At 43.5% G+C, this 21,988-nt stretch carries 18 protein-coding genes; 14 read left to right on the top strand and 4 right to left on the bottom strand.

What is annotated here, in order from left to right:
• Window positions 1-94: 94 nt before the first annotated feature.
• Together JMX70_RS02575 and JMX70_RS02570 are read left to right on the top strand one after the other, a co-directional pair.
• The gene (locus tag JMX70_RS02575) at window positions 95-952 is read left to right on the top strand and encodes a M48 family metallopeptidase (RefSeq protein WP_144296618.1); all 858 of its coding nucleotides are present in this window, start codon (window positions 95-97) and stop codon (window positions 950-952) included.
• A gap of 133 nt (window positions 953-1,085) precedes the next feature.
• Entirely contained in the window at window positions 1,086-1,283 is a 198-nt protein-coding gene (locus tag JMX70_RS02570; RefSeq protein ID WP_227671157.1) for a DUF503 family protein, read from the top strand.
• Window positions 1,284-1,374: 91 nt separating this feature from the next.
• On the opposite strand, the gene JMX70_RS02565 is transcribed toward JMX70_RS02570, so the two are convergent.
• From JMX70_RS02565 to uvrA, 3 genes are all read right to left on the bottom strand, one after another.
• Window positions 1,375-1,737, bottom strand: a complete 363-nt coding sequence (locus JMX70_RS02565) for a hypothetical protein (protein WP_201589316.1) — start codon at window positions 1,735-1,737, stop codon at window positions 1,375-1,377.
• A gap of 315 nt (window positions 1,738-2,052) precedes the next feature.
• Window positions 2,053-2,682 (bottom strand): DUF5677 domain-containing protein, encoded by a 630-nt coding sequence (locus tag JMX70_RS02560; RefSeq protein WP_201589313.1) that lies wholly within the window; start codon window positions 2,680-2,682, stop codon window positions 2,053-2,055.
• Window positions 2,683-2,828: 146 nt separating this feature from the next.
• Window positions 2,829-5,735, bottom strand: a complete 2,907-nt coding sequence (gene uvrA, locus JMX70_RS02555; RefSeq protein ID WP_201589310.1) for an excinuclease ABC subunit UvrA — start codon at window positions 5,733-5,735, stop codon at window positions 2,829-2,831.
• 826 nt (window positions 5,736-6,561) lie between these two features.
• Between uvrA and JMX70_RS02550 the strand changes: the two genes are divergently transcribed.
• The 10 genes from JMX70_RS02550 to JMX70_RS02505 all read left to right on the top strand — a co-directional run bounded on the left by JMX70_RS02550 (window position 6,562) and on the right by JMX70_RS02505 (window position 17,965).
• A complete protein-coding gene (locus JMX70_RS02550) occupies window positions 6,562-7,926 on the top strand; it encodes an MFS transporter (protein ID WP_144296615.1) in 1,365 nt (454 codons plus the stop codon).
• Between the two features lie 108 nt (window positions 7,927-8,034).
• Window positions 8,035-8,691, top strand: a complete 657-nt coding sequence (gene ssb, locus JMX70_RS02545; protein WP_068403903.1) for a single-stranded DNA-binding protein — start codon at window positions 8,035-8,037, stop codon at window positions 8,689-8,691.
• A 269-nt stretch (window positions 8,692-8,960) separates the two neighbouring features.
• On the top strand, window positions 8,961-9,284 hold the full coding sequence (locus JMX70_RS02540; RefSeq protein ID WP_144296613.1) for an H-NS histone family protein: 324 nt from the start codon (window positions 8,961-8,963) through the stop codon (window positions 9,282-9,284).
• Between the two features lie 301 nt (window positions 9,285-9,585).
• A complete protein-coding gene (gene gspN / locus JMX70_RS02535) occupies window positions 9,586-10,317 on the top strand; it encodes a type II secretion system protein N (RefSeq protein ID WP_227671134.1) in 732 nt (243 codons plus the stop codon).
• A complete protein-coding gene (locus JMX70_RS02530; RefSeq protein ID WP_227671133.1) occupies window positions 10,318-11,238 on the top strand; it encodes a type II secretion system protein N in 921 nt (306 codons plus the stop codon).
• Window positions 11,239-11,349: 111 nt separating this feature from the next.
• Window positions 11,350-13,614: a type II secretion system secretin GspD gene (gspD, locus tag JMX70_RS02525; protein ID WP_201589305.1), complete on the top strand. Its 2,265-nt coding sequence runs from the start codon at window positions 11,350-11,352 to the stop codon at window positions 13,612-13,614.
• 324 nt (window positions 13,615-13,938) lie between these two features.
• A complete protein-coding gene (locus tag JMX70_RS02520) occupies window positions 13,939-14,118 on the top strand; it encodes a hypothetical protein (RefSeq protein ID WP_144296610.1) in 180 nt (59 codons plus the stop codon).
• Between the two features lie 51 nt (window positions 14,119-14,169).
• Window positions 14,170-15,156: a TatD family hydrolase gene (locus JMX70_RS02515; protein ID WP_201589303.1), complete on the top strand. Its 987-nt coding sequence runs from the start codon at window positions 14,170-14,172 to the stop codon at window positions 15,154-15,156.
• 166 nt (window positions 15,157-15,322) lie between these two features.
• Window positions 15,323-16,129 (top strand): tRNA threonylcarbamoyladenosine dehydratase, encoded by an 807-nt coding sequence (locus tag JMX70_RS02510; RefSeq protein ID WP_373681937.1) that lies wholly within the window; start codon window positions 15,323-15,325, stop codon window positions 16,127-16,129.
• A 21-nt stretch (window positions 16,130-16,150) separates the two neighbouring features.
• Window positions 16,151-17,965, top strand: a complete 1,815-nt coding sequence (locus JMX70_RS02505; protein ID WP_227671132.1) for a GAF domain-containing hybrid sensor histidine kinase/response regulator — start codon at window positions 16,151-16,153, stop codon at window positions 17,963-17,965.
• Between the two features lie 94 nt (window positions 17,966-18,059).
• Here the strand turns inward: JMX70_RS02505 and efp are convergent, their stop codons facing one another.
• Window positions 18,060-18,632 (bottom strand): elongation factor P, encoded by a 573-nt coding sequence (gene efp / locus JMX70_RS02500; protein WP_102077618.1) that lies wholly within the window; start codon window positions 18,630-18,632, stop codon window positions 18,060-18,062.
• A gap of 173 nt (window positions 18,633-18,805) precedes the next feature.
• Between efp and epmB the strand changes: the two genes are divergently transcribed.
• Window positions 18,806-19,813, top strand: a complete 1,008-nt coding sequence (gene epmB, locus JMX70_RS02495; RefSeq protein ID WP_201589299.1) for an EF-P beta-lysylation protein EpmB — start codon at window positions 18,806-18,808, stop codon at window positions 19,811-19,813.
• Between the two features lie 286 nt (window positions 19,814-20,099).
• Window positions 20,100-21,968, top strand: a complete 1,869-nt coding sequence (locus JMX70_RS02490) for a hypothetical protein (protein ID WP_201589297.1) — start codon at window positions 20,100-20,102, stop codon at window positions 21,966-21,968.
• Window positions 21,969-21,988: the final 20 nt, after the last annotated feature.

The following is a 21,988-nucleotide window of genomic DNA, read 5'->3' as shown; positions in this document are numbered from 1 at the left end:
GATATAAATTTACGGTAGTAAAGCTCTAAATTTATAACTTCATGATTTTAATTGAGCTATTTAATTTGACTGTATTTCTCAACTAGGACGTTTAATGAAAACTGTTAATAAAATAAAAAGTGCTTTAGTTTTGACTACTATTACAACTTTAGTAGGTTGTACCACTGTAGCTGATATGGCAGGGTACGATACTGCTACGTTAAATACTAATGCGGCTAAAAGTTACTCTCAAGTGGTTTCTAAAGCCAATGGTCAAGGCGCAGTAGATAATACTTCTGCCACTGCTATTCGAGTTAAAAATGTCTTCAATCGTATGAAGCCTTATGCCGTTCGTGCTAATACAACAGGTGTTCCTTTTGACTGGCAAGTTACAGTTATACGTTCACCTGAATTAAACGCTTGGGCAATGCCTGGCGGTAAAATGGCTTTTTACACCGGTATTGTAGAAAAGTTGAAGTTAACAGATGCAGAGATTGCTGCGATCATGGGACACGAAATGACCCATGCATTATCTGAGCACAGTAAAAAAGATGCTGGGCAAAAAATTCTGACCGGCTTAGCTCTTCAATTAGGCGGTGCTGCGATACAGGAAAAAACAGGACTAAATGCTGAGGCAATGAGTTTAATTAGTGACTACGGCCTTGATAAGCCGTTTTCTCGTAGTCAAGAATCACAAGCCGATGCTGGTGGTTTACGTTTGATGGCACAGGCAGGCTACAATCCAGAAGCTGCAATTGCAGTATGGCAAAAAATGGAGGCAGCCAATGGTCGTAGCAATGCGATAGTTACTTTGATGTCTACGCATCCAAACTCTGGGCAGCGTATCGCTAAAATTCAGGCCCTGTTACCTGAAGTTATGCCAGTCTATCAAGCGGCGGCTAAAGCACCTGCTAAGGCAACTACTGGAGTAACTACTAACGCCACTACTACTAGAACTATTAAACGTAAATAACTCAGTAAGTATTCAAAAAAGTAAATGTTACCACAAAAGGTAAGTCAAACGACTTATCTTTTTTTTACAAAAGGATATGTACAAGTGGCTGATTTGATGGTTATCTTATGTCTTAAGGGCTAGGTGTGGCAAGCTGTACTCATTTGGCAATACGCCAAGCGTCGCGGTTTGTGAAAGTGGCAAGCGTGATCGGCATGATGCCAGCGAATGGACGTTTGTAATCGTTGGCCTGTCTAAACGTGAGGTTGAGTCGCAATGCAGCCAAATCGAGGAAAAAATAGAACGGACGGTAGATGCGCGGGTGATGAATGTTGAGAGGGAGTTTGTTTAGCTATTAGACTGTGGTTTCATATTATTGTTAATTGGCTATCTCAATTCACCTATATTTCCTTATTCACTCAGCATAAGCTTAACAACAAAAATTAGAATAATTCTAGGAGTCCTGCAATAATACCTAATGAAAGACATATCCCGAAGAACAAAAATTTATACTTGGGTATTTCAAATCTCTGTTTAAAATGAGAGCCATGATGGTGTTTTTCATCATGTCTCTTAAGTAATTCAGAATTATCTGTTTCTTTTATAGTAAATAATGCAACTGCTATTGGGGTATCGTTATAAAGTTTATAGTACGCGACTTGAGTACCTGTTAATAAGATGTCCTTACCTGTGTATGTGGACAAGTCGTAATGGAATAAAGTATTTTCGTATGTATCTTGAACGTAGGCGATACCTAATGTTCTATCTATATTAGTAATGATGCCATCACTTGGATCTGGACCCATTTTAGTCTCTATAGTTTGTATGTTGAGTGAATTATGTGACCTCTAACAATATGTTTTTGCTTAATATTGAATTCTTGGGTTTCTTTCTTGAAACTAACCTATTGGTTTTTTTTAAGCCATTGTTCATGTAGCTCCATGAACAATGAAACTCTATTCTCTAACTCTTCAATTTTTGTAAGTATTTGTCTAGGAGTATTATCAAAAAAACTTTCAAGATATTCTATGAGTAATGTTGGCACTAGGAATGCTATTGCAGTCAAAGGTTGAGGCCTTGGAGTATCCCAATCAAAATTAGGTATGAATTTCCCGTCGCTATTAGTGGAACATTAAGTCGCTCCAACTTCCATGGATTTCGTTCGAAGTCATAGAAAAATGAGACAAATATAACTTATCTAAACCTAGTGATTTAGTTTTCTCAAAAAAGTTTTTATTACCCCAGTTCCTTTCAGTTTTATGATCCATATCAAGATCAATATTTGACTTTGCGAACAAGTTTTCAATCGAAGACATCATTCTGTGCTCAATTGGTAGTACCATATTATTCCTTTCAGCAATAAGTGACTTAATTTCAGTGTAGAGCCTTTTGTCAGTTTTAAGTGAGTTAAGCTTATAAGATATTATTGTCTTTTCGTCATAGTTTTTGATTAAATATCTTGTATTTACAATACACTCAAAAGCTAGTCTTGTGAAAATCTGAACAAACTCTCCCTTTTGGTCACAAACATTGTCTAATACACCGAAAATTAATTTATAGAGTCTTACAAGGTTTCCCCCAATAACGGCTTGATCATCATTCCATGTAAATTCATTATTATCATATAAGTTAACTAATAAAGTAATATAACTTCCAACCTCAATAAGTAGATCAATAGAGACTTCAACGAAATGTCCTTCATGCTTATATGATTCAAGATTAAGATTAATCTCTGTTCTTTTAATATCCATACTAAAACCTCAAAAAATTAATTTTAACCTCAATCTCAAAATTGATATATAGAAGACTTAGTAGTTCAGTGAATTATAGTCTATTAACTAAAAAAAAGGCCACCCCCTAAAGAGTAGCCTTTCCATTAATTATTATCTAACTTCTATTAACTTACTTCTTTCATCTTTTGCTTAAGCATCGGCTTTAAGAACTCGCCAGTATACGAGCCTTTAACTTCTGCTACTTCCTCGGGCGTACCTTCCGCGATAATCATGCCGCCGCCTTTGCCACCTTCAGGGCCAAGGTCAATCACCCAATCCGCCGTTTTGATGACGTCAAGATTGTGCTCGATGACTACGATTGTATTGCCTTTATCGCGCAGGGTGTGCAGGATATTGAGCAGTTTATCGATATCATGGAAATGCAGACCAGTGGTTGGCTCATCCAAGATATATAGCGTCTGTCCGGTATCACGTTTGGCAAGCTCACGCGCCAGTTTGACGCGCTGCGCTTCACCGCCTGATAGCGTTGGCGCTGATTGACCCAAACGAATATAGCTTAGACCAACGTCCATCAGCGCTTGCAGGCGACGATGAATCGCTGGAATCGCTGAGAAGAATTCAGTCGCATCCTCAACCGTCATATCAAGCACATCGGCGATGTTTTTACCTTTATAATGAATCTCTAACGTCTCACGGTTATAGCGTTTGCCATGACAGGTATCACACGGCACATACATATCAGGTAAGAAATGCATCTCAACTTTGATGAGACCATCACCTTGACACATCTCACAGCGCCCGCCTTTGACGTTAAAGCTAAAACGGCCGGCTTTATAACCACGGGCGCGCGCTTCTTGCGTTTGGGCAAGCATCTCACGCACTGGCGTAAAGACACCGGTATAGGTGGCAGGGTTTGAGCGTGGTGTTCGGCCAATCGGGCTTTGGTCGATATCAACCATTTTATCCAAATGCTCAAGACCGCTAATACTGTCATGCTTATCAGCAATCAGCGTTGAAGCATTGTTTAACTGGGTGGCAGCGATAGGCATCAAGGTGCGGTTAATCAAGGTCGATTTACCAGAACCAGAAACCCCTGTAATACAAGTCATAATGCCAATCGGTAAGCTTAAATCGACATCTTTTAAGTTGTTACCAGTTGCGCCTTTTAGCTCAATCGACATCGGTACTTGTTTGGGTTTGGCTTTACCTTTGGCTTCAACTTCGATGGTTTTGGCTTTATGACGAATACTTGGAATCTCGATTCGTTTCTCACCAGACATATACTGCCCTGTGAGCGAGCCTTTGGTTGCCATAATGTCATCGACCGTCCCTTGCGCAATGATATGACCACCGTGAACGCCCGCGCCGACACCGATATCAATAACATGATCCGCTTGACGAATGGCATCTTCATCATGCTCGACGACCAGTACCGTATTGCCCAAATCGCGTAAACGCGTAAGGGTTTTAAGCAAGCGATCATTATCGCGTTGATGCAGGCCGATTGATGGCTCATCGAGGACATACATGACGCCCATCAGACCCGCACCGATTTGGCTGGCAAGACGAATACGCTGCGCTTCACCGCCCGATAACGTTTCAGCAGAGCGGGCAAGGGTCAGATAATCAAGCCCGACACTGACAAGGAAGTTAAGACGCTCATTAATTTCTTTAAAGATTTTTTCGGCGACTTCACCTTTATGACCGCCAATCTTGAGCGTTTTATAATAGTCAGCAGCATCACCGATAGACAGCTTAACGATTTGAGCAATGGTTTGATCGTCAACGCGAACATTGCGTGAGATTTCGTTGAGACGCGCACCATCACAGACGTTACAGGTGGTATCAGCGAGATATTTTGCCAATTCATCACGCACAAGGTTACTTTGGGTTTTAGCATAACGGCGTTCTAAATACGGCAGTACGCCTTCAAACGGCACGGTTTTATTGGTTTTACGGCCGCGCTCATCGGTAAAGTTAAAGGTAAGCTTTTCTTTACCAGAGCCATGCATGATGATATCTTGCTGCGTTTTTGGCAGATCTTGCCATGGCGCATCCATATCAATTTTGAAATGATGGCAAACGGTCGATAGCAAACCAAAGTAATAGGCGTGCCGCTTATCCCAGCCATTAATCGCCCCTTGATTGAGCGATTTTTCATGATGGGTAATTAGCTTATCGCTTGAGAAATACTGACGTTTACCGAGACCGTCGCAGCTTGGGCAAGCACCATAAGGATTATTAAAACTAAACATCCGCGGCTCAAGCTCCGAGACCGCGCGATCACACACCGGACATGAATGCTTGGCTGACATGACTTGATTTTCGTCACCGCCTTCTTTTGGATTGCCATCCATAAAGTGTAGCGTGACCAGACCTTGACCCAAACGCAGGGCAGTCTCGAGACTTTCAGCGACGCGGTTGCCCAAGTCATCACGGACTTTAAAGCGGTCAACCACCACTTCAATGGTATGCTTTTTCTTTTTATCGAGCGTTGGCAGCTCATCGGTATCATAAACATCACCGTCGACGCGCACGCGGACAAAGCCTTGACCAATTAATTGCTCAAGCAAAACCGTATGCTCACCTTTACGCTCACGAATCACCGGTGCCAATATCATAAGCTTGGTGTCAGCAGGCAACGCCATGACTTGATCGACCATCTCGGTGACCGATTGCGCCACCATTGGCTCACCATGCTCAGGGCAGTAGGGCGTTCCGATTCGTGCATAAAGCAGACGCAAATAGTCATAAATCTCGGTAATCGTCCCAACCGTTGAGCGCGGGTTATGGTTGGTCGATTTTTGCTCAATAGCAATCGCTGGCGACAAGCCTTCGATACTATCGACCTCAGGCTTTTCCATCTGTGAGAGGAACTGACGCGCATACGCCGACAAGCTCTCAACATAACGACGTTGCCCTTCGGCATAAAGCGTATCAAACGCCAGTGACGATTTACCAGAACCTGATAAACCGGTAATCACCACAAATTTATCGCGTGGAATGTCTAAATCGATATTTTTTAGGTTGTGCGTACGTGCGCCGCGTATTGCAATATGGTCATGTGCCATCGTTGATAGGTTTCCTATTTGCTAATGGTATATAAAATCTAAGCGTCAAATATAGTTAATGAATGGGCTGTTAAAAGCATATTTGGTTGTTAAGTTGCTATGGCTTTGTAAAAATCTGCCGTTATCACGAAATTTTCTTAATAAAACAACAGTTATAAAATAGATTTTCATACGCTAATTTTTTCATAAAGCGTCAGTGATGTAGGTTTATATAAGCGTAACGTTCAAACCTAACTTAAGTCTTAACCTTGAAATCATTAAAACAATCTAAATGAAATGTTTGTTAACTAACATAAGTGCTTTGTTATAGATTGAATTAAGCTTTGTTTTTCAGTTTTTTCAGCATAGTTTTCGAGAAAATGTCGGTTTTGAATATTGTTAGTTGTAAGCACGGCTTTTTTAAGTATTACTTGTTTATATCATGCCACTTTAGATTTTATTATTTTAAATATCGTATTTCTTAAAAGCTTGGCTGCTTTAAAAGCCATTATACTTGCTATAAATCTGTATCATTAAAATCAGTCTAAAAGCTGCCGTACAGTCAAGGCAAGTATCTTGTCAACGTCTTACTTTATTGTCATGGCAGCGGCATTATTCAAGGTGTAATGAGTCATTAAATGCACTTGGTAACAAAATTATCGCCTCTATAAAAAGCGCAAGTAGAAGCCAACCGTGCGGCTGCAGCAGTAAGATAAAAGTTTCGGCAAGCAAACGGCGAATGACTTATACTAGTGGGCTTGATTTGTAGGCTAACGCCTTGATAAAGGCGTGATAATACCAGCAAGCCGCAGTGATAAACCAGCAATGATGAACCAGTGAGGCAAGTATGAATAGCGTAGAAAAACGGGCAATTCTCGGGGTCGGTGGTATCTTCGCTTTGCGGATGATTGGCCTGTTTATGATTGTGCCCGTGTTTTCGGTGTATGGTGATAATTATGCGCACGCAACGCCATTTCTGATTGGTTTGGCGGTCGGTATTTATGGGCTCGGGCAAGCGATTTTTCAGATACCGATGAGCCTTGCAGCGGATAAGTTTCCGCGTAAGCCGATTATCTTTTTGGGTCTGATATTATTTGCTATTGGCGGCATTATCGCTGCCAATGCCACTGATATCTACGAGGTTATTATTGGGCGGGCGCTGGCAGGCAGTGGCGCGGTATCGGCGGTATTGATGGCGCTACTTGCTGATGTGACGCGTGAAGAGATGCGCACCAAAGCGATGGCGACCATGGGTTTGACCATTGCCACCTCTATTATGCTGGCCTTTGCCTTTGGGCCTTTATTGGTCGGCTCGCTAGGCATCTCAGGGCTGTTCTGGCTCACCGCTGGTTTTGCTGTTTTAGCGATGTTGCTATTATTATTCGTACCGACGCCGCTACGAGTGCTTAAGCACAACCTCGATAACAAGTCGATTGGTCAGCAATTGGCTGATGTGCTAAAAATTGGCGATTTAAACCGTTTGCATATCGGTATTTTTGCTCTGCATTTAACCATGACGGCTATCTTTGTTATCTTACCGCATCAGCTCAGTGAAGTACTTGGTTTATCGGTACGTCAGCAGGGTTTGGTTTATTTACCGTTATTATTTATTGGTTTTGCCGTAGCGATACCCTTTATTATTATTGCCGAAAAAAAACGCAAAATGCGCCAAGTATTCTTGGCAGCGATTGCCTTAATGACCGCGGCTCTGGCATTATTAGCACTTGGTAGTCAGGTCGGGGTTGGTATTATTCTAGGCTTGTTGCTGTACTTTATGGGCTTTAATTTACTCGAAGCGACCATTCCCTCATGGATATCGAAGCGTGCGCCCGTTGCAAATAAAGCAACGGCGATGGGGCTAAACTCATCGAGTCAGTTCTTTGGTGCTTTTGTTGGCGGGGCGATGGGCGGCTTATTATTAACCCAGCCAAATCTGTTGGCATGGGGTATCTTAGCCGTCATTATGGGCGCGGCATTGCTGCTGATTATTCCGATTGCTGATCCACCGTATTTATCAAGCACCACGGTGACCATTCCCAAAGATATCAATATCCAAGATTGGTCACGGCAAATGCTGGCGGTAGATGGCGTTGATGAGTTGGTCGTGATGGCAAAAGAGCAGGTCGCTTATTTAAAATTGGATAAAACGCAATTAACAGATTCTGCACGACAAGAGCTGTCGCATTTAGCGCAAAGCCCCCTAGATATTTAACAGAAAAATGGTTAAAGTGAAGTCATATTACTGCTAGTATTCATACTCTATATTAAATACTCGATTAAAGCTGGCAAACAAATTATTTATAAGTAAAAGGACGATATTATGCGCGGAGTTAATAAAGTTATCATCATTGGTAACCTTGGAGCAGACCCTGAGGCTCGCCAGTTCAGTAATGGCGGTAGCGTGACCAACATTTCGGTTGCCACCTCAGAGCAGTGGACTGACAAGCAAAGCGGTGAAAAAAGAGAAGCGACAGAATGGCATCGCATTTCATTGTTCAACCGTCTAGGCGAAATCGCAGCGCAATATTTGCGTAAAGGCAGTAAGGTTTATATCGAAGGTAGCTTGCGTACGCGTAAATACCAAGATCCTAACGGCCAAGACCGTTATATTACCGAGATTCGTGCTGAGCAAATGCAAATGCTCGATGGTGCGACTGGCGGTAGTAATGATGGCGGCGGCTTTAGTGGCGCTCAAGGCTCGAATCAATATCAGAACCAAGGCGGCTATGGCAATCAGGGCGGCGGTTTTGCTGGTCAGAACCAAAACCAAGGTGGCCAAAATAACTATGGTCAACAGGGAAATAACCAACAAGGCGGTTATAACCAAGGCGGCGCTCAGGGTAGCAACCAAAACAGCTTTAATAATCAAAATGCACCTGCACAGCAGAACCAATTTAATAAACCTGCTCAATCGCCTGCACAGTCAAAACCGACGGCAATGCCTGACGGTCCGGTAGATGATGATATTCCTTTTTAAGATACGTAATCTAATAATGTTGAATGAATCAGAGAAAAGAGCCTACCTTTAGAGGCTCTTTTTTTTATATGATAAATTCTATTTAATATAAAAGTTTATTTTCTCAAAAATAATTATTTGCTTGCTGCCATTTATTATTAAATATCAATCAATACTTGTGGCGGTTTATATTTTTGTTTATATTACTGCTACTTACGATTTTTATTACGCATAAGTTTTTAGTAAAAATCCAACTCGGTTATAACCTTAATATAAAAGTGGAGTTTACGATGAACAAAAATAACGTCATAGATTTAAATAGTTTAAACGTTGATGAGCTACGCGCGATTACTGAAAATGCGCAGCAATTGATTGAAGAAAAACAGCATCAGCGTTTATATGACGCCTATATGCAGTTTGAAAAAATCGCTGAAGAAAGCGATGCCAGCATCGAAGAGATTCTGCAAGCGGGCGAGAAGCTTGAGAAAAAACGCAGCATTAAATATCGCAATACCGATAATAATGAAGAAACTTGGACTGGTCGCGGACGCAAACCAACTTGGTTGGTAGATGCACTAGCGTTAGGTCGCAAGCTTGAGGATTTTGCGATTTAATCATTTAAAAGCTCTTGGTTTAGATCTTATTCTATTTTACTTTAACGTGTCATTAAGCGTGATGGTTTTATAAATAAGCTGCTAGATAAAAGTCAGTCTCTTTATCGCCACCATTTTGGTGCAAAGATACTGGCTTTTTTTCTGTCATCTGTATGCCATTGTTTGCTATGATAATGACGTTTTTGTCTTCTATAAGAGTTAGCTTACCGTGCCTCACGTTTCCACGTCGTCTCACAAGCGTCCCCGCAAGCTCTGGTGGCTACTTGGCTTTATATTCTTCGCGCTATTTGCCGTGTTGCAAATGCCAGCAGCCTGGCTACTTGAAAAATATGCCCCTGATACGCCGTATGTACAACATGTGTCTGGCAACTTATGGCAAGGCTCAGCGATTTGGCAATTGCCCGTGTCAACAGCGCCGCTTACCGGTGCTGCTGAGTGGTCGTGGCAGCCGTGGCATCTACTATTAGGCAAATTAGGCGCAGAAGTCGATATCAGCTCAGAACAGACCCGCTTAAATGGTCAGGTGAAAGTAGGTAGCAGCTCATGGCAAATTCAAAACATGAGCGGTAAAATTGCCCCTGAAACTTTAGCCAGTGTGGTCGATTGGCAGTTGCCTAATACCCCGATTCAGGTCAATAACGTTTCATTAAAACGTCAATCTGCTAAAAATTCTGAAGCAGGCAATTCAGATAGAAACGCCGCCGGTTTTAGGGAAGCAAGTGGTCAGCTTACGTGGGTAGGCGGCGAAGTCGGTTATCCTAGCGGTGGTAAGGTTTTTTATCTCACCATGCCTGCACTGCGAGCTGAGCTCAGTGCCGAGCAAAAGAACAATAAAAATCTACTGCATGTCAATCTTATCAACAATCAAGATAAGCGCCTGGGCGATTTGTATATCGATGGCGATAATATGCTAGATGTGAGCTTAACCCAGCGTCTACTAGAAAATATGCCAGAATATAAAGGTCAAGCCCCACAAGATACGCCTGTGGTCAGTGTGCGCCAGCCACTGCTTAACGGCTTAGAGGCGCGCTAGATGATGAATGTTGCCGATGTATCTAGCCGTTTAAAACCTGTTATTAATACCCTCAATCGCTTTGCAGCAGCACTATTGCTATTAGCGATTGTTTGGCTATGCTGGAGCGCGGCGCGTTTGCTTTGGTTGCTGCTGGCTGCGCCATTAGCGCCTGCCTTACCAGTTGCTCCTTTACAGAGTACGGCGAACAGTAGGACAGATCATAGTGGTTTATTTGCCATTTTTGCGGACCCTGATCCTATCGCTGCACCCGTACAGCCGCCGCCCAATGTTTTGTTAAAAGGTGTACTTATCGCCATACCAGAGAGTCTGTCTTCGGCGATGCTGGACGTCAATGGCGAAGTAAAAAACTACCGTATCGGTGACACTTTAAAAGACAGTGACTATACGCTGGTCGCCGTCGATTGGAATGAAATCATTATCGCCGATGCTTACGATAAAGAAGTCGTCATCAGAATGCCAGAAGCCATGCCGCTTGATCAAAGTGCCATGCTGGCGGGTGCGGTAAGTAATCAGCGTTTGCCAGATAATAGTATGTTGCCAAACCTGTCTAATGCACCGATGCCCGAGCAAGGCAATCCTGAGATGCAGCCAAATGGTGACGCAAGTAATGATAGCGAGCCACAGTCGCCAATTGATGAAGCCGTCACCGAATTACAGTCAAACCCAGCCAGTTATTTAAGTCGGATGGGAGTAATGGCGTCCGGTGAAAGTTATCAGGTCACCGCCGCCATGCCAGCCAAACTGCGTAACCGTTTAGGGCTAGAGCCGGGTGATAAGGTACTGACTGTTAATGGTCAAAGCGTTGGCAGTAATCCCGGCCAAGATGCCAGTATACTGCAGCAAGTAAAACAAACTGGCGAAGCGCAAATAGAAGTACAGCGCGGCGATCAAGTTATTACAATTCGCCAGCAGTTTTAGTAAAAAATTTCATCAGTTAATACATGTGGTTCATATTATATTCAGCAAAAGATTTGTTCAGTAAGTACGAAAATCAGTATATCCGCGTCATCACTGTAGGTAATTATCAATATGGTCAGTTCTCAAAATTTTTCGGTCACGCCTTTGTACCATATCTTGCAGCGTTTGATGCGTTTGTGTCGGCCGCTATGTTTAGCCGTTCCGCTATGGGCAGCGAGTACAGGGCTGGTCAATGCAGAAAGCTGGAAGGTTAATCTGCAAGATGCCGATATTAAAGCATTTATTAATGAAGTGGCGACCATTACCAATCAAAACTTTGTCCTTGATCCGCGTATCAACGGTAACGTCACGGTCATCTCCAATAAAGCGCTGTCACGTGACGAGATTTTTCAGCTGTTTTTAAGTGTCATGCAGGTCAATGGTATTGCCGCTATCGATTCGGGTACGACCATTAAGCTGGTACCAGATAACGTTGCCAAACAATCTGGCGTGGCGGTGGACTTACGCGGGGACAGTGTCGGTGAAGCCTTAGCGACACGGGTGATTTATTTGACCAATACCCAAGCGGCAGAAGTGCTTGGCGTCATTCGACCGCTGATGCCGCAGTCCGCCCATGCAGCAGCGGTACCGGGCGTTAATGCCCTAGTATTGTCAGACCGCGCTGATAGCTTAAACCAATTAACGGCACTTATCCGCGATTTAGACAGCAACGTCAATGACAGTTTGCAAGTCATACCGCTGCGTCATGTCGACGCTGAGCGTATGATGGAGTTGATTAGCGCCTTGGTGGCAAGCGCGGGTAGCGGGCAAGCGCAAGGTGGCAGTAATCAGCTAAAAGTCATCGCCGATACCTCTAGCGATAGGCTGCTCGTCAAAGGCAGTCCGGAGATGATTGCCAAAGTTCAAGAAATGGTCAATCAACTAGACACCACGCCTTCGAGGCGTTTAAGTGGTCTGCGCGTCTTTCGCTTAAAATACGCCAGTGCTGGTCACATTGCAGAGATGCTGCGCGGCTTGCTTGCCAGTCAGTCTATTAATAGCGCTGGTGCGGCTTCAACCTTAGAGTCAGCTTCGCTAAACGGCGCCAGTAGTACAGGCTCGGCCCTTAACAATAATACTAATGCGCTTACCAACAGTGCTACGAATACCAGTACTGGCGCTACGGGAGCAGCGTTATCTACGGCAAGTTCAGGTGGCACAGGTAATGGTATCGGCGGGCGACCTTTTAGCATTATCGCGGATGAAACGCAAAATGCTGTTATCGTCAATGCCGCGCCCGAGCTGATGTTTGAGATTGAGGATGCCGTCGCTCAGCTCGATAGCCGCCGTGCCCAGGTTTTGATTCAAGCGGCGATTGTCGAGGTTTCAGGTGATGACGCTACCCAACTTGGCGTACAGTGGGCGCTGGGTAATGCCAATAGTGGCTATGGCGTGGTCAACTTTAATAATGTTGGCGCGAGTGCTGTCTCGCTTGCCGCCGCCGCGTTATCAGGTGGCGCAAATATTAGTGCCGCGGCAGGTTCTATTGCTGGGGCGTTGATTGGCATCGGCGATAGTAAAAAAGACAGCCAAGGTAACACTCAGTTTTATGGTGCAATCTTACAAGCGCTTGACTCATCGACCAGCGCCAATCTGCTGTCGATGCCATCAATTTTGACCTTGGATAATGAGAAGGCCAGTATTTTGGTCGGTCAAAACGTGCCTTTTGTCACCGGCTCTTATACCACAGGCAGTGACTCATCAACCAATCCATTCCAGACCATTGATCGCCAGGATATCGGTATTAATCTAAATGTTATACCTCATATCGGCGACAATGGCACCGTACGTCTAGAGGTTTCGCAAGAGGTTTCGTCGGTAGTACCTGGCAGTGCCGCCAATGCCAGTGGCCTGATTACCAATAAAAGCTTGATTAATACCACCATCCTAGCCGACGATCAGCAAACCATTGCCTTGGGTGGTTTAATGCGCGATAACACCACCACTCGCCAACAAAAAGTTCCCGGTTTGGGCAGTGTCCCCGTCATCGGACGGCTGTTCCGCTCTGATAATGACAGCACGCAAAAAAGTAACCTAATCATATTTTTACAGCCGACCATCTTACGTGATGGCGGGGCAGTCGCTAGTGTGACCGAGCGCAAATACAATCAGATGCGCGTCCTGCAACTGGTCATCGATAAAAACGGCACTATTAAACAGCTGCCACTTAGTGGTACAGAAGGTTGGAATGGCAACGTCAGCGCAGACTATGAATTGATGCCACTCAATCCACTGGTACCTAAGCGTGACCAAACGCCAAAGCCAACTTCGCAAGGGTTTACTAAAGTAGATACACCTAGTACTAGTGGTATCACGACTTATCCTTTAAAACGCTAAATTCTAATATAGAGCGCTTGCGAGTGAATGCGGCAAGCGACAGCTTCTAGATTAAAATAAAATCAAGAACATCAGTAAACGTACGGCATGATAGCGTTGCCGTACATTAGCTTGCGTATTCATAACATAGATAAACATAGGGCGTCTTCAAGCGGCGTATAATTAGAGTGTCTCTAATAACCTATTGCTTTTATAAGCAATTTTTTAAGATAATTATTTAAATAACTGTCATTTAAGTATACTGGTTTAAGTTAGTAATTTTTAAGTTAATAAGTGAAAAATGGCTAGAATCTTAAAAGTAGCTAGAACCTATAGGCGGCACTAATGAGCAATCTTGATCATCAAAAGAAAAAGAAATGGTTAATCTTCAGTGCGGTCGCTATGGCTCTATTACTGATTCCGCGGCGTAGTAGTAAAAAGGCTGATAGCCAATTATCAAATAATAATAACGATGATAAAGGGCCTGACGAAAAAGCAGCTAATAAATTATCTAATTTGAATTAAACATCTATATTTAAGAAAAATAATGAAAATTATTAAATTTGGAGTCTATTGATGACTACGATTGACGCCTCATTTAACGCTAATGAGAAATTGCCTACTATTTTTCCTCTCATTGATACTCATACCCATTTTGACGCTCCTGTGTTTGATGTCGACAGAGAGGAGCAAATACAAAAAGCGTATCAGCGAGGCGTGCGCCATTTGGTATTGGTCGGTTATTTACACAGACACTTTGACCGTTTATACGCAACTAAAGAATTTATTGATAAACAGGCACATGCTGTTTCAGAACAGGCATTTAAGCAAAAAGAAATGTCTCTGCATGCGTATATTGCCCTAGGTTTGCATCCTTTTTATATCGATCAGCATACGGATGAGCATTTAGAAAACATGGCGCAGATGTTAAATAACAAGCGTCCTTTAGCCATTGGTGAAATCGGCTTTGATACCTTTACGGATGAGATGAAACAACCTGATATGGTCGCCAAGCAAGCGCGTTTTTTTAAAGCGCAATTGGATATGGCGGTGAGCCACAAGTTACCTGTCATGCTACATATTCGTAAAGCGCATGCTGAAGCATTGGCGTTGTTAAAGGCGCATGACTATGATGCCCATAAGCTTGGCGGCGTTGCTCATAGTTTTAGTGGCGGTGAACAAGAAGCAAAAGCCTTTGTAAAGTTGGGCTTTAAGCTTGGTGTGACCGGTCAGGTGACCAATCCCAATGCCAAAAAGCTGCGCCGTGCGATTCAAGCAGCGGTCGATACTTATGGTATTGAGTGTTTGGTCATCGAGACGGATTGCCCAGATATGACGCCGATAATGTGCCAAGTTTCGAGCGGTAATCAGTCAGCGCTTGGGCAAAGCCCAGATGATGAATGGGGCGATGCGCCCGCTCATAATAGAAATGTCCCAGCCAACTTACCTTATGTATTAGGCAGTTTAAGTGAATTACTTGCGGTGCCAACTGAGACGCTTGCTGAGCAATTGTGGCACAACAGTTGCAGTGCTTTACGTACCGATTGGCGTTATCCAGCTTAAAAGTAGTCCAAAATACTTATTAATAATAAACAACCTTTTAATCGAGCTTTAATTTGTTATGACCGAAGAGACACAATTGCAGCAAACTATAAATCAAACAGATACTTTAGTTAATAAAGAGGTCACTGCGTGCAGCGAGCAACAACTTGCTGCTAATAGCGTCGATGTGATTGATGAATCGTCAGCGCAGTATGAACGCCGTTTTAAAGGCACGCAAACCCTTTACGGTGCCTCTGCTGTCGATACTTTTGCCGCAGCGCATGTTTACGTTATTGGCGTTGGCGGAGTGGGTTCTTGGGCGGCAGAGGCGCTGGCGCGCACCGCCGTTGGTACGATTACGTTGATTGACTTGGATATATTGGTGGCGTCAAATGTCAATCGTCAGCTGCCAGCGTTAGACAGTACTTTTGGGCAAAGTAAAATCGCGGCAATGGCCACACGTATCCGTGAGATTAATCCGAAAGTTAAAATAAATCTGATAGATGATTTTTTAACACCTGAAAATGTCGCAGCATTATTGCCCACGCGCGAGCAAGCAAAAATGGCTATACAAAAAAATCCGATTGTTATTTTAGACTGTGTCGATGATATGAATGCCAAGCTTGCTATTGCCCTGCATTGCCGTTTTAACAAACTAAAATTGGTGTGTGCAGGCGGAGCAGGTGGTAAGATAGACCCAAGCCAGATTCGTATAAGCGACTTACGTGACAGTTATCAAGATCCGCTGTTGGCAAAGCTACGTAATAAACTGCGCCACGAAAAAGGCATCAATAGTGCTCTAAAAGAAAAATTTGGCATCAAATGTGTCTATTCGACAGAGCCGCCGCGCGTCGATAAAAGCTGTCAAACAGGCGGTTTACACTGCGGTGGCTATGGTTCGGCGGTCGTCGTCACCTCAGTGGTCGCGATGCTGATGGTTAGCGAAGCATTACAATTACTGCTCAAACAGGCGGCGGTTAAGCCAAGCGTCTGACCTGAATTAACGGAGTCCATTTTGTCTACATCTAACTCGTCAGAAATTGGTTATCGTTATCCTGTCGCTGCGGAAGACGCTGAGCGTATTAGTAAGCTCAGAAAATATCAGGTACTCAACAATAATGAGGAACCAGCTTTTGCGCGTTTAACCGAGCTTGCGAAATTGTTTTTTAATATGCCAGTCGTAGCCATTACCTTTATGGATGAGGAAACCCAGTATTTAAAATCGCTGCTTGGGCTCGATGGCATTTGTACAACGTCGCGCAAAGTGGCTATTTGTAATTATACTGTCCTGTCGGATGAGGTTTTGGTACTGCCAGATTTGACAGAGGACAGTCGCTTTAGTCAAAACCCGTTGGTGACAGAAGCGCCATATTTGCGTTTTTATGCTGGCGCGCCGATTATTATGCAAGAAGATGGCAAGACCTATCGTTTGGGTTCTTTATGTTTGATGGATATGCAAGCGCACCACGATTTTACCGAAAAGGATGCAGATATATTGGCGCAGTTTGCTGCGATGGCTGCCGATGCTTTGAAACTTCAAGACCAGCAGCGCCATGCCAAGCATGCTAATGAGATGAAGTCAGAGTTTCTGGCCAACATGAGCCACGAAATACGTACGCCGATGAATGGCATCATTGGTATGGTTGAGATGCTCGCTGAGACTAAGCTGAGCGCTGAACAACAAGAGTACGTCGATAATATTAAAGTCTCAAACGAGCACTTATTGGCGATTATTAACGGTATTTTAGATTTATCAAAGGTTGAGTCGGGCAAAATGACCATCGATTCAATACCGATGAATATATCGAGCCTTTGTAACGAAGTGGTGAGTTTGTTTGCGGTCAAAGCCCGTCAGCGAGGTTTGACGTTAGATTATCATTATACCGAGGCATTATCGCCTTATATCAAGGGTGATCCGGTACGCATCAAACAAATCATGGTGAATTTGGTCAATAACGCCATTAAATTTACCCGTGAAGGCGGACGGGTGACCATTGACGTTAAACACATGGAAAACAACCCTTGTGAGGATAAATACGGTAATCATAAGTCTATATGCAGTCATGAGCTACAAGTAGAGCAAGCGTCTCATTATAATACTGATGATAGTGGTTCGGTTAATCATCAAGACATGACGCTCTGTATTGAGGTTACAGATACCGGTGTCGGTATCAAGCCAGAATCTTTAGAGGCGATATTTGATGCTTATGATCAAGCCAATAAATCGACTCATCGCCTTTATGGTGGAACAGGTCTAGGTCTGTCAGTTTGTAAATCTTTGGTAGAGCTGATGGGCGGCTATATCGAAGTAGATAGTGCCGTCGGTATTGGTACGACTTTCACCGTATTATTGCCGCTACCTCCTATCGATGAAGCGCATTACGAGAGCTGGCAAGACTCAAACGACTTTGGTATGACAGAACCAAGTCATGAGCTTATTGGTCATATATTGCTGGTTGAAGATGATAGCGTCAATGCCATGATTGCTAAAAAAGCACTGAACAATAGCGGTCATACGGTCACTCACGTCACGGATGGACAACAAGCCATAGAGGTTTTTGCGTTAAATCCTGAGCAGTATGATGTCATTTTGATGGATCATCACATGCCGATTATGGATGGTGTACAAGCGACGATTAAGCTGCATGAGCTTTATGACCCGCAAGCATTGCCGCCTATCATCGCCTTGACCGCCAATGCGATGGATGGTGAGCGTAAAAAATATCTTGATGTCGGTATGCAGGATTATTGCACCAAACCCTTTAAACAAGAGCAGCTTAATGCCTTGGTGCAATACTGGCTGATGTATAAACAATCGATGGAAGAATAATGGAAGAATAGTTTTCTCATCTAAAAAGCATTTGACATTAAAAAAGCTTAACCCCTAATAGCGGTTAAGCTTTTTTTAAACGAGATAAAGACGCTTAGTTAACGCGCGTTTGATAATCACCGGTACGGGTGTCAACACGAACCACTTCACCTTGCTGGACAAATAACGGCACACGTACCACAGCACCTGTCTCTAGAGTTGCAGGTTTGCCGCCACCACCTGACGTATCTCCGCGCACACCAGGATCGGTTTCAGTAATTTGCAGTTCAACAAAGTTAGGCGGCGTTATAGATAACGGCACACCATTGAATAGAGTGATGGTGCAAAGCGCGTTACTGTTTTCTTTTAGCCATTTTAGCGCATCACCAACCGCGGTTTTGTCGGCTTGTAATTGCTCAAAACTCTCAGGGTGCATAAAGTGCCAAAACTCACCATCGTTATAAAGATAGTTCATTTCTGTATCGATAACATCCGCCGCTTCCAAGCTATCGCCTGATTTAAACGTCTGCTCGAGCACGCGACCACTGCGTAAGTTGCGCATTTTGACACGGTTAAAGGCTTGCCCCTTACCCGGTTTGACAAACTCATTCTCAAGAATGGCATACGGGTTGCCATCGAGCATGACTTTGAGACCAGCTTTAAATTCGTTAGTAGAAAAACTTGCCACGGAAGACTCCTAAGGGTTGTAAGTATTGTCATCAATAATTGGATGTGGGGTTTGCGCCTTGCTGTGCTAAAGCTGTCTATGACGCTCGAGGTTTATGAATAATTCGTATGCTTTGATAGCAGACGTACTAAGAGCGTATAATAGCGGCTTTTGGGCACAGGTATAAGGTTGTCATGATAAACCATTTAATCACACAAAAAAACTGGCAAACGCAATTATCCGAAGCGATAACCTCTATTGATGAGTTGCTTGAGCTACTAAAGCTTGAATCATTGCGCTCAGAGGTCTATATACCTGAGCATTTTGTGCTGCGTGTGCCGCGCGGTTTTGTGGCAAAAATGACGGTTGGTGACGTTGATGACCCTTTGCTTAAACAAGTATTGCCCAATAAACAAGAACAAATTGCTGTGACCGGTTATGTGGCAGACCCTTTAAGCGAGAATACGCACAATCCGGTGAAAGGTTTACTGCATAAATACCAATCAAGAGTCTTATTAACCATTACGGGTGCTTGCGCCATCCATTGTCGTTACTGTTTTCGTCAGCATTTTGACTATAGCGCCAATATGCCAACCGCCGATGCCAAAGAGCATATTATCAATTATATTAGCGCCCATTCTGAGATTAACGAGGTGATTTTAAGCGGCGGTGACCCGTTAAATGTTACCAACAGACGCTTATTTGCTTGGCTCGATACCTTAGAGGCGATTCCGCAACTGACCACCATCAGGCTGCATACCCGTTTGCCATTGGTCATTCCAGCGCGTTTAGATGAGGCGCTATTAGAAAGACTGTCGCAAAGTCGCTGCCAAATAGTGATGGTGATTCATTGTAATCATGCCAATGAGATTGATGCGCTGACCGCTGAGTATTTGCAGCGTGCGCGCGCAGCGGGCGTCACTTTATTAAACCAAGCGGTACTGTTAAAGGGTATCAATGATAGCGTGACGGTGCAAACGGCATTGAGTCAGCGCTTGTTCGCTGCTGGCGTCCTGCCTTATTATCTACACGTATTGGATAAGGTAGCTGGTGCTGCCCATTTTGATAGTGACGAGCAAGCTGCTATTGCGCTTTATTGGTCGTTACTGGCAGTATTACCTGGTTATTTAGTGCCAAAATTGGTGCGCGAACTACCGAATAAACCCTTTAAAGTACCGATTGATATTTACAATGAAACTTAAAATAGGCAATATGGTACATCAGAATTTTAGTAGACAAATAACGATTAAATTATTATTAACAGTCGTTTTCAGTGATAAGTTTAAAAAATTCCATAAATCAGCATCTTTAAAAAAACACAGATCAGACTTATTTGTAGAGCAGTTAGCGGTCGGATTTGAGGTTTGTGCTTAAGTGTTTTTGGCTAAGTGATTTGTACCTGAGTGGTTTAAGCCTAAGCGTCGTCTATAAAGGTAAATTCTAGAGATAGACTTCTATTGATAGCCTACGCAATTACTAAGGATAGTAATGGTAAATTTATCGACATTTCAGCAGTATTTAGCAACGGATACGCCCTTATCGCAACCATTGCCTAAATCGTTTAATAGTGATGAGCAGCATTTGCGCAAATGGGCTGCGCTGTTGCCCTTGCAGGCAGAGATGCAGCAAATAGAGCAATTAGAAAAAGTGCTTACAGAATTGCGCACGGCAAATATAGATGATCGACAACGTCTGACGCTATTTAATATTGTGCTGGATGCGGCCAATCAGCTGATTGCGCTACTTCGCCAGCATTATATCTATGAGACGCAGGCTTTCAACGCTTATCAGTTGGATTATGTGGCACACGTGAAGTCGCTGTACTATTTAATGATTATGGGTTACGACGGCGTTATAAAACGAGAGATTGTTTTTTTAGCAGGTAATCAACCATCAACAACCACCAATCTGTGGCAGCGCTATTTTACCAATGACAAATCCTCGCCGATTACTTTGGCCATTGCGACCTATCAGACGCTGCTGATGTATCAAAAGTTACTGTTTGAAGAAGCGCTTTGCTATCAAAAGCCTACAGCGTCCTTATGGTCTAATATTAATCAGCTCTACTATATGGCTTGCCAACAGCGGACAGTGGATATTGATGTCAGTGCTTATATCACCACCCACTGTGCGGATACTATCCATCAGCTATATGCTCAGTTATGTTTGCATAGCTTGTTAAACGTGCGTGCCATGCGCCGAGCCAATATCTTGATGGTACAGCGTTTGCTATTAGAGTGGAGTGAACACCTTATTATAACGGTAGAGCCGCAGACGGAGACAAAGGTGTTCGTCAATTTAAATAGTGACAGCGCACCGACGTATTTGACCGCCCATTGTGCGATCAATCCTTATGATGCCCATCATGATTGTGTATTTATCGAGTTAGCGGCGCTGGTCGCTCATTTGAAATCGCGTAGGGATAAACTTATCGAGGAAGGTCGAGAAGGCGCTGAATATTACTTGCTTAACACGGTTGCCATGACATTAAGCTATCGCTATATCCAGCCTCGCTTGACACTACCCATCAAGCAAAGTGCCAAACAAGAGGCTTACGTCATCACGCGATTCAATGACATTCATTACCGCGTCAGTAACCAGCAAAGCTTATCAAGTTTGATTGTCGCTAAAGTGCTGCCAGATTATCAGCAACCCCGCTACGATACCTTGCCAAAAAAACATGCCAACGATAAAGGGTTAGCGGTAGAGACATTTGACGGTAGATTTAATGATGGCGCTGTCAATAATGACGATTTTTCTATTTTTCGTACCTTGCGATTATTGCCCAAACCAAAAGAACCAGTGGCAACGGCTGAGCATATGGCGTGCAAAAACGTTCATTCATTTTTTGGCCCTGAGGCATCAATAAAAAGCAGAGAGACAAATGATACCCTCGAAAAAGACTATAGTCCTAAAGGTATAAAAGATATAGCAAGTATTGCTAATAATGACGTGCTAGATTCTATTAAACCGCCATCACTGCGTATTATGAGTCTGTTCTTATTATGTCGTCCTCATCAATCAGCGTCACCTGACTGGTCAATAGGGGTGGTACGCTGGCGCGAGATGGATAACGAAAAGCCTGAAATTGATTGGCAAGTACTTGGTCATCAGCTCATCGCCTGTGGTATTCGTCTGCACAATAGAGACAATCGCAGTCGGCATTTTGTACCAGCGCTTGTCGTTGGGGGCGATGAGCAATTACAGACTGTTTGTAGTTTGATCGTGCCGACTTCCCATTTTCAAGTAGGAGATAAAGTCATGATGCGTATTGATAGCAAACAAAAAACATTGCGCTTGGTACGGCGTTTAATGATGAACGACGAGTTTAGCCAATATGAAGTGGTACAACTTTAAATAGTTATCTATTAATAGCT

It is taken from the genome of Psychrobacter pulmonis (assembly GCF_904846465.1).
Lineage (GTDB): Bacteria > Pseudomonadota > Gammaproteobacteria > Pseudomonadales > Moraxellaceae > Psychrobacter > Psychrobacter faecalis.
The sequence above is the reverse complement of the archived record's forward strand: the minus strand, read 5'-3'. Positions and strand labels throughout refer to the sequence as shown.